Origin of the sequence: Bradyrhizobium sp. LTSP857, from assembly GCF_000938285.1 — a bacterium.
Classification (GTDB): Bacteria; Pseudomonadota; Alphaproteobacteria; order Rhizobiales; family Xanthobacteraceae; genus Bradyrhizobium.
Window position 1 is genome coordinate 20,829 of record NZ_JYMS01000042.1, and the last position, 9,814, is coordinate 30,642.

The 9,814-nt window shown below is 65.5% G+C and carries 5 protein-coding genes; 4 read left to right on the forward strand and 1 reads right to left on the reverse strand.

Translation table 11 applies throughout. From position 1 onward, the window contains the following. Window positions 1-105 precede the first annotated feature (105 nt). Window positions 106-1,035, forward strand: a complete 930-nt coding sequence (locus tag UP06_RS26640; protein ID WP_045006652.1) for an RND family efflux transporter — start codon at window positions 106-108, stop codon at window positions 1,033-1,035. Beyond that, window positions 1,035-4,184 (forward strand): efflux RND transporter permease subunit, encoded by a 3,150-nt coding sequence (locus tag UP06_RS26645; protein WP_045006653.1) that lies wholly within the window; start codon window positions 1,035-1,037, stop codon window positions 4,182-4,184. Before UP06_RS26640 ends, UP06_RS26645 begins: the two co-directional genes overlap by 1 nt. 64 nt (window positions 4,185-4,248) lie before the next feature. On the opposite strand, the gene UP06_RS26650 is transcribed toward UP06_RS26645, so the two are convergent. Beyond that, window positions 4,249-4,923, reverse strand: coding sequence for a Crp/Fnr family transcriptional regulator (locus UP06_RS26650; RefSeq protein WP_045006654.1), 675 nt, complete (start codon window positions 4,921-4,923; stop codon window positions 4,249-4,251). A gap of 237 nt (window positions 4,924-5,160) precedes the next feature. On the opposite strand from UP06_RS26650, the gene UP06_RS26655 reads away from it, so the two are divergent. Next, window positions 5,161-7,260, forward strand: coding sequence for an AsmA family protein (locus UP06_RS26655; protein WP_045001033.1), 2,100 nt, complete (start codon window positions 5,161-5,163; stop codon window positions 7,258-7,260). 230 nt (window positions 7,261-7,490) lie between these two features. Beyond that, the coding region (locus UP06_RS26660; protein WP_045001035.1) for an adenylate/guanylate cyclase domain-containing protein at window positions 7,491-9,814 on the forward strand (2,324 nt) is incomplete at its 3' end.

The window sequence follows — 9,814 nt, forward strand, 5'->3', positions numbered from 1 at the left end:
GTGTAAAGTCTTGCTCCCAAAGCGCGTCCCGCAGCCTTGCGGGACGCCGCTTCGTTTCAGGGAAACACTCTCAGCAACCGCGAGCCAGGCCAGGATGATCCGGCGATGAACATCTCCGAATATCTCAAGCCTGCCGGAACTGTGGTGTTCATCGTCGCGCTCGGCGTCGGCTATTACTGGTTCGAGCATCGCCATCACCCGGAAGAAAAGGAAACGCCGGGCGAGGCGCACGTCATCGTGACGAAGTCGACCAATGCCTGCTTCTCCGATCTGGTGCGGGTGACCGGCTTCTTCGTACCGCGGCGCGAGGCGGTGGTCATCGCCGACCAGGAGGGATCGAAGGTCACCGACCTCTTCGTCACCGAAGGCGCCGTCGTCACCGACAATCAGGAGCTGGCGCGCCTGACGGCGCCGCCGCAGATGCCGGGCCAGCCGCAAAGGCCCGGGCCACAGGGGCCGATCTCGCTGAAGGCGCCTGCGCCCGGACTCGTCACCGAAGTCCGCACCATCGTCGGCGCGCCGGCCTCGCCGCAGGCGGGGCCGATGTTTCGCATTGCCGTCAGCGGCGAGATTGAGCTGGATGCGCAGGTTCCGGCCGTGCACATGCCAAAACTCAGCCCCGGCGCAACGGTGCGGATCAGCAGGGACGACGCCGCCGACCTGATCGGCCGGGTCCGGCTGGTTGCGCCCGAGATCGACCGCGCCACGCAGCTCGGCCGGGTCCGCATCAGCGTCACCAACAATCCCTCGCTGAAGATCGGGACGTTCGCCCGCGCCTCCATCGATGCCAAGCGAAGCTGCGGCGTCGCGGTACCCAAGACCGCGATCGACCATCTCACCGTTCAGGTCGTCAAAGGCACCACGATCGAGACGCGCAGGGTGCGGGTCGGGCTGACCTCCGACAGCCAAACGGAAATCCTGGAAGGGCTCGACGTCGGCGAAATCGTCGTGGCCGACGCCGGCTCTTCGCTGCATGACGGCGACCAGATCAAGACCATGTTCGCTGATGAACTCGATCGCACGCGGGTACGCTGATGGCTCTCAATATCTCGGCATGGTCGATCCGTAATCCGCTGCCGTCGGTCGTCTTTTCGATCATCCTCCTGATCCTCGGCTGGGTCTCCTTCACCAAGCTCGCGGTGACGCGGCTGCCCTCGGCCGACATCCCCGTGATCTCGGTTGCGGTGTCGCAGTTCGGCGCAGCCCCTGCAGAGCTCGAGTCGCAGATCACCAAGACCATCGAAGACGCGGTCTCCGGTGTCGAAGGCGTGCGGCACATCGGGTCGCAGATCACCGACGGCCTGTCCCTGACCACGATCCAGTTCGCGCTCGAAACCAACACCGACCGCGCGCTCAACGACGTCAAGGACGCCGTGACGCGGGTGCGCTCGAATCTGCCGCAGAACGTGAACGAGCCGCTGATCCAGCGCGTCGACGTGATCGGCCTGCCTATCGTTACCTACGCCGCGATCTCGCCCGGAAAGACACCGGAACAGCTTTCCTATTTCGTGGACGATGTGGTCAAGCGCGCGCTGCAAGGCGTACGCGGCGTTGCGCAGGTCGAGCGCATCGGCGGTGTCGAGCGCGAGATCCTGATCTCGCTCGATCCCGACCGTCTTCAGGCGATGGGACTGACCGCCGTCAATGTCAGCCAGAGCCTGCGCGGCACCAATGTCGACGTCGCCGGCGGCCGCGCCGAGATCGGCAAGAACGACCAGGCGATCCGGACGCTGGCCGGCGCCAAGACGCTGAGCGACCTCGCCGGCACCATGATCCCGCTGTTCGCCGGCGGCGAAGTTCGGCTCGACGATCTCGGCACCGTCACCGACACCATCGCCGATCGCCGCACCTTCGCCCGCTTCAACGGCGAGCCGGTGGTCGCGCTCGGCATCAAACGCTCCAAGGGCGCCAGCGACGTGGTGATCGCGGCCGCCGTCGCGAAGCGCATCGACGCGCTCAAGGCCGCCTATCCCGACGTCGACCTGAAACTGATCGACACCTCGGTCGAATACACCAAGGGCAATTACGAGGCCGCGATCTCGACCTTGTTCGAGGGCGCCATCCTCGCCGTGGTGATCGTGCTGCTGTTCCTGCGCGACCTGCGCGCCACCATTATCGCAGCTATCTCGCTGCCGCTGTCGATCTTCCCGGCGTTCTGGGCGATGGACATCCTCGGCTTCTCGCTCAACCTCGTCAGCTTCCTCGCGATCACGCTGTCGACGGGTATTCTAGTCGACGACGCCATCGTCGAGATCGAGAACATCGTCCGGCACATGAACATGGGCAAATCGCCCTACCGCGCGGCACTCGAAGCCGCCGACGAGATCGGCCTCGCCGTGATCGCGATCTCGCTGACGATCATCGCAATCTTTGCGCCCGCCAGCTTCATGTCGGGCATCGCCGGGCAGTTCTTCAAGCAATTCGGCATCACCGTCTCGGTGCAGGTGTTCTTCTCGCTGCTCGCCGCGCGCTTCGTGACGCCGATGCTGGCGGCCTACTTTCTCAAACATGGCAATCATGAGGAACCGCCGCCGGGCCGGGTGCTGCGGACTTATCACCGCATCGTCACCTGGTCCGTGCGGCACTATTTCGTCACCGTGCTGATCGGCGTCGGCATCTTCGCCGCTTCGATCTGGAGCATCACGCTGCTGCCGCAAGGCTTCCTGCCGGCGCAGGACAGCGCACGCTCCCTGCTCGCGCTCGAGCTGCCGCCAGGCACACAGCTCGCCTATACCGAAAAGGTCACCGAGGACATCGTCGCGCGGCTGCGCAAGCGGTCGGAGGTGAAAAGCATCTTCGTAGACGGCGGCCGCGTTCCGCCGGGCACTCAGGAAGTCCGGCGCGCCGCTTTGATCATCAATTACGTGCCCAAGGCCAACCGCGACATCAGCCAGCGCGAGCTCGAATTCTCGATCAGCCAAGAGCTGGAGAACATTCCCGACATCCGCTTCTGGTTCCTCGACGATAACGGCCTGCGCGCGATCGCGCTGGTCGTCACCGGCGCTGACGCCAATATCGTCAACAATGTCGCAAGCGAACTCGCGACACAGATGAAGCGGGTTCCGACCATCTCCAACGTGATCTCGGAAACCACGCTGGAGCGGCCCGAGTTGCGCATCGAACCGCGCGCCGATCTCGCCGCACGGCTCGGCGTCTCGACCGAAAGCCTGTCGCAGACCATCCGCGTCGCCACCATCGGCGACGTCGGGCCTGCGCTTGCCAAATTTGACGTCGGCGACCGTCTGGTGCCGATCCGGGTGCAGCTCGAGGACGCCGCGCGCGGCAATCTGAAGACGCTCGAACAGTTGCGCGTGCCACTTGGCGAGCACGGCGAGAAGGGCGGCGTACCGCTCTCGGTCATCGCCGACGTCAAGCTCGACCAGGGCCCGACCAGCATCAGCCGCTACGACCGTGAGCGGCAGGCGACCGTCGCCGCCGACCTCGTCGGCTCTGCTGCGCTCGGCGACGCCACCAAGAAGATCTACGACCTGCCGGTGATGAAGACGTTGCCGAAGAACGTGAAGGTCTCCCCCTCCGGCGACGCCGAAAGCCTGAACGAACTGTCCGACGGCTTTGCTACCGCGATCACGGCGGGCTTGATGATGGTCTACGCCGTGCTGGTGCTGCTGTTTGGTACCTTCCTGCAGCCGATCACCATCCTGTTCTCGCTGCCGCTCTCGATCGGCGGCGCGATCGTGGCCTTGCTGATCACCGGCAAGCAGCTCACGACACCGGTCTGGATCGGCATCCTGATGCTGATGGGAATCGTCACCAAGAACGCGATCATGCTGGTCGAATTCGCGATCGAATCCATTCACGCCGGCAAGCCGCGCGACGAGGCCATGATCGACGCCGGCATGAAGCGCGCCCGCCCGATCGTGATGACCACGATCGCGATGGCCGCCGGCATGATCCCGAGCGCGCTCGCGGTCGGCGCCGGCGGCGAGTTCCGATCCCCGATGGCGCTGGCGGTGATCGGCGGCCTGATCTTCTCGACCATCCTGTCGCTGGTGTTCGTGCCCGCGATGTTCATGGTGATGGACGATCTCGGCGCCCTGATCTGGCGGTTCGGGAAGCGGCTCATCGTGCACAGCGAGGATGCGGAAACTGCGGATCACCACGGCGCGGCGCCCGCGGAGGCCACACCGGTGCCGAAGAGCATCGTGCACCCGGCGGCGGAGTAGAGTTCCTACCAAGTGGGAACGAGATGATGCGCGCTGTGTGCCGGAAGCAGCCCAGCTCCGGCCCTTACTCGTTCCGTGCAATTGCCGTCAGCTTGGTCATGTTCCTCAGCAAAATCCGCCCGCGCTGGAGATCCAGGATCGCCTCCTTGCGCCAGGCTTGAAGCTGGCGGTTGACGCTCTCGCGGGCGGCGCCGACGAAGACGCCGAGCTGCTCCTGCGAGATATGCACCTCGGAGCCGAAATCGGCGGCGAGCGCGCAGAGCCGCCGTGCCAGCCGCACCGGCAGCGGTTGCAGCATGGATTCTTCCATCCGCTCGCTCTGCCAGCGAATGCGCTGGCACAGCAGCCCGATGATCTTGATCGCGACCTTCGGCTCGCGCTCGAGGAAGGCGAGGAAGTCTTCGCGCCGCAGCACGAACAATTCGCTGACCTCGCCCGCGGTCGCATCCGCGGTGCGGCTCTGCCCGTCCAGCACAGCGACCTCGCCGAACAGATCACCCGAGCCCATGAAGTTCAGCGTCAGCCGGCTACCGTCGGAGGCGCCGGTCTCGATCCGGACCTGGCCGCGGCGCACACCGAACAGCGCGTCGCCGGGATCGCCCTTCTGGAACAGCACCTCGCCGTTCCCCAGATGCTGGGTGTGGCAGAGATTGGAGAGCCGCTGAAGCTCGTCCGTACCGAGATCAGCGAACATGGCGTTCATCTTGAGAATGACCGCAAATTCGGCCTGCTTGCTCATTTCAACGTCCTTATGAATTTCCTTAGCCAATTTCCTTGGCAAATCGCTTGGAAGCATCAACATCAGAATCGCGTAAAACCGCGTGGGAGAAGTGTGTCATAAGTCACATAACTTTACAGCTCCCCCTGACTATTTTTGTCTGCTTGGAGCGGCTTCCCATCCCGGGATAAGCTCAGGCGCGAGGGACGGGTGACCGGGCGGGTTTCGACGCCGCTTGTCCGTCGTTGGGACGTCGACATGAGAGCAGTTAAATTCACTGGGGCGGCGGTGGTCGCCGTCATCATCGTGATCGCGCTCCTGCTGGTGGTCGGGATCCCCTCGGGCTTCCTGACCTCGACGATTGCCTCGCGCGTCGAGCAGGCGAGCGGCTATCGCCTGTCGATCGACGGCACCACGAAGATCAGCCTGTGGCCGACGCTGAACGTCGCCTTGAGCGACCTCACGCTCCAGAACCCCAAGGACCGCAGCGGCATCACGCGCCTGACCATCGAGCGCGTGCAGGTCGACATGTCGTTGTCCAGCGCATGGTCGGGCCGTCCGAAGATCAGCGAGATCGTCGTCACCCATCCGGTGCTCTATTTGCCGATGCTGCGCGATCGCCTGCCGAATGCCGATGCATCGCCAGCGGCGCTTGCGCCCGACATGGATGGTGCGACCATCGACCGTTTCAAGATCAGCAACGGCGAAGTCGCATTCTCGCGCGTGCGCGATCGCGTCGACAGCCGCATCACGGCCATCAACGCCGACGCCATCATGGGCCGCGACCGCACGATCAAGGTCACCGGCACGGCGCGCATCAGCGAGCACCCGACCAGGTTCGACATCAAGGCGACCACGCCGGCGCCGCCGGTCGAGCGGCAGACCACGCCGGTGGATTTCGTCATCGACATGCCGGACGTGCTGTCCTCGCAGCTCGCAGGCCATGCCGAGCTGCGCCTCAACGGGCCGATGGTGATGATCAACGGCGTCAACGGCACGCTCGGCGATGGCGCCTTCAACGGCTGGGCCTCGGTCGACATTGCCAGCAAGCCTTTGGTGAAGGTCGATCTCGACTTCCAGCGGCTGACGATTCCGCTGGCAAAATCGCCCGAGGGCGCGACCGCGCAGCCCTGGAGCGATGCCCCGATCGATGTCTCCGGGCTCAACTATGTCGATGCGCAAATCAGGATCTCGGCCAACGAAGCCATCATCGGCCAGGCGCGCCTTGCGCCGCTGGCGCTCGATGCAAAACTCGCCGGCGGCATCTTGAAGACAGGCACCGCCAATCTCGGCGCCTATGGCGGCCAGGTCTCGGGCGAGATGATCCTCGATGCAACCTCCGGCGCACCGAGCTTTGCCATGCATTCCGACATCGTCGGCGTGCGGGCGCTGCCGCTGCTGCAGGGCCTTGCCGAGTTCGACCGGGTCGACGGCAAGATGCAAGCCAAGCTCGCTTTGCGCAGCGCCGGCCCCAGCCAGCGCGCGCTGATGGCGAACATGCAGGGCACGGCCTTCGTCACTTTCCAGGACGGCGCCATCCGCGGCATCAATGTCGCACAGATGATCCGCTCGCTGACGACCAGCAAGCTGTCCGGCTGGCAGGACAGTGAGGCAGGGAGCACCGAGCAGAGCACCGATTTGTCGCAACTCTCCGCCTCCTTCCGCATCGACAAGGGCCAGGCGGTGACGACCGATTTCAACCTGGTCGGACCGCTGGTGCGCATCACCGGCGCCGGCACCATCGCACTCGACACCAAGATGCTGGGCTTTCGCGTCGAGCCGAAGCTGGTCATGACCACCGAAGGCCAGGGCCGCACCTCCGAACCGGTCGGCTTCGGCATTCCCGTGATGATCTCGGGCTCCTGGTCGCAGCCGCAGATCTATCCCGACATGAGCGGCATGATGGACAATCCGGATGCCGCCTATGCCAAGCTGCGCGAGATGGGCAAGGGTCTGTTCGGGCCTGACGGCGCCGGGCTCGGTAACATGTTGAGCAATCTTGGTGGTAATTTTGGGCTCGGCGGCGCCGCGCCGGGCGGCGGCAACGCAGCAGGCAGCGCCAACCCGCAGATGAAGCTGCCGGGGCCGGACAGCCCACTCGGCCAGGCCATCGGCAATATGATCCAGCAGGGACTGTCCAACAGCCCTCTGTCCACCCCCCCTGGAACCGGCATCCGCAGCCGCGGCCTGCCGGGAACACCGACCACGCCGGCACCGCAGGCCTCGCCCGCGCCGCCGACCCAAGCCCCGTCGACCCAAGCCCAGCCGACTCAAGACCAGCCGACTCAAGACCCGCCGGTCGCGCAGCAGGACAGCCAGCCGATGAACGACGTGATGCGGCAGCTCTTCAATCGGTGATGTTCGGACCAACGCTTCCAGACTCCAATGCGGTCCTTACACCCGCACCCCCTCCACTTCTTCATCCGAACGGATGAGAAGGACGGCTGCGGCATTTGGGCCGCCGCCGGCCATCCCCGCCCGTCCCTTGTCGGCTCCTTGCCGGTTCCCTGGCCCAAATTGTGATAGAAGGTCGTAAGGGCCCGTGCGGCCCATAGCGCCGGCGTCCGTCGCGGCGCGAGAGGATCCGGATGGCAGGAGCGAAAGGCAAGATTCGGTTTCTGCGCGAGGGCCTGTTCGCCAAATACGTCGTCTCCCTCGTCGGCCTCGTCGTGTTCGTGCTCGCCGTCAACGGCGCGATGGAGACCTGGATCTCCTACCGCGCCACCACGACGTCGCTGACCGACGCCCTCGGGGACAAGGCGCAGGCCGCCGCAAGGCGCATGGAGCAGTCGGTCTCCGAGCTCGAACGCCAGATCAGCTGGGTGACGCGGGCAAGCCAGGACACGCTCGAGAAGCGCCGCGCCGACTACGCCCAGCTGCTGCATCAGGTCTCGGTCGTCTCCCAGCTGTTCCAGCTCAACGGCGACGGCCGCGAGGTGCTGCGCGTCTCGCGCCAATCGACCACGACCGGCAGCAATGCCGATCTCTCCCGCGACATGCGCTTCACCGACACGGTCGCGCGCGGGGTGAGCTATTCGCCGGCCTCTTTCGTCGATCAGAAGCCGGTGATATCGATCTCGGTGGCGCATTCCGGCTTTAATGCCGGCGTCACCGTGGCCGAGATCGATCTCTCTTTCCTCTCCGACTACCTCGCCGATGCCCAGCTCGGCAAGGCCGCCTTCGCCTATGTGGTCGACGCTCGCGGCCGCGTGCTCGCGACCTCGTCGAAGGGCCCCGATGTCGGCAAGGATCTGTCGAAGCTGCCGCAGGTCGCAGCCGCCATCGCCCCCGGCCGCGACGGCGATACGTTCGGCACCGACTTCAATGGCCATTCGGTGCTGACCGCCGCGAGCACCGTGCCGAAGCTCGGCTGGAACGTGCTGTTCGAGCAGCCGACCGCGCAGGCGCTGACGCCGATCCGCGACCAGCTCGTGCGCATTGCGCTGCTGATCGGCATGGGGCTGTTGGTCGCGATCCTCGCCGGCACGCTGCTGGCGCGCCGCATGATCATCCCGATCACGGCCTTGCGCAACGGTGCACACAAGCTTGGCGAGGGTGACTTCAGCCACCGCATCGACGTGCACACCTCCGACGAGCTGGAAGAGCTCGCCGGCCAGTTCAACCGCATGGCCGGCCAGCTCCAGGAGACCTATACGGACCTCGAGACCAAGGTCGAAGAGCGCACCCGCGATCTCGCGCAGTCGATCAACGAGCTGAAGGTGCTGGAAGAGGTCGGCCGCGCGGTCGCCGCCTCGCTCGACCTCAACGCCGTGCTGCCGACGATCGCCGCCCGCGCGCTGGAGATCAGCCATGCCGATGCGGTGCTGATCTACGGCTATGATGCGGACGCGCGCCGCTTCGACCTGGTCGAGGCCAACGGCATCGACAAATCGGCCGACGGCGCCCACATCACGATCGAGGAAGGCGAGAACATTTTGAGCGATGCCGCCAGGAGCGGCGAGCCGATCGCGCTTGCCGATCTCGACCACGCGCCCGAGCAGCCGCTGCGCGACGCCGCGGTCGATGCCGGCTTCCATTCGGTGCTGGTGGTGCCGCTGGTGGACCAGCAGGGCACGCTCGGCTCGCTGGTGGTGCTGCGCCGCGTCCGCGGCGCGTTCGAAGGCAGCCTCATCGGCCTGATGCGGACCTTCGCCAACCAGGCGGTGCTGGCGATGCGCAATGCGCGGCTGTTCACTGAAGTTGACCACAAGAGCCATGCGCTGGAGACCGCGCACGAGACCGTGCGCGACCAGGCCGACAAGCTGCGCGAGCAGACCGAGCAGCTCAAGGACTGGAACAAGTCGCTCGAAGAGCGCGTCGAGACCCAGCTCAGCGAGATCGAGCGGATCCGCAAGCTCGAGCGTTTCCTGGCGCCGCAGGTGGCGCAGCTGATCGCCTCCTCCGACAGTCCCGAGGGGCTGCTCACCAGCCAGCGCCGCGAGGTGACCGTGGTGTTCTGCGATTTGCGCGGCTTCACCGCGTTCACGGAAGCGACCGAGCCGGAAGAGGCGATGAACGTGCTGCGGGAATATCACGCCGCGCTCGGCACGCTGATCTTCAAATATGAGGGCACGCTCGACAAATATGCCGGCGACGGCGTCATGATCCTGTTCAACGCGCCGATCCAGTTCGAGGACCACACCAGGCGCGCCGTGAAGATGGCGGTGGAGATGCGCGACACCATCGGGCCGCTGACCGAGCGCTGGCGCAACCGCGGGCATAGCCTCGGCTTCGGCATCGGCATTGCGCTCGGCTATGCCACGCTCGGCCAGGTCGGCTTCGAGCAGCGGCTGGAATATGCCGCGATCGGCAGCGTCACCAACCTCGCCTCCCGCCTCTGCGGCGAGGCCAAGGCCGACCAGATCGTGGTCAGCCGCCGCGTCTACGGCATCGTCGAGCAATGGGTCGAAGC

Bases quoted from the DNA above. Each gene is read 5' to 3' on its own strand.
- UP06_RS26655 (WP_045001033.1), top strand. From the start codon at position 5,161: ATGAGAGCAGTTAAATTCACTGGGGCGGCGGTGGTCGCCGTCATCATC.
- UP06_RS26640 (WP_045006652.1), top strand. From the start codon at position 106: ATGAACATCTCCGAATATCTCAAGCCTGCCGGAACTGTGGTGTTCATC.
- UP06_RS26650 (WP_045006654.1), bottom strand. From the start codon at position 4,923: ATGAGCAAGCAGGCCGAATTTGCGGTCATTCTCAAGATGAACGCCATG.
- UP06_RS26645 (WP_045006653.1), top strand. From the start codon at position 1,035: ATGGCTCTCAATATCTCGGCATGGTCGATCCGTAATCCGCTGCCGTCG.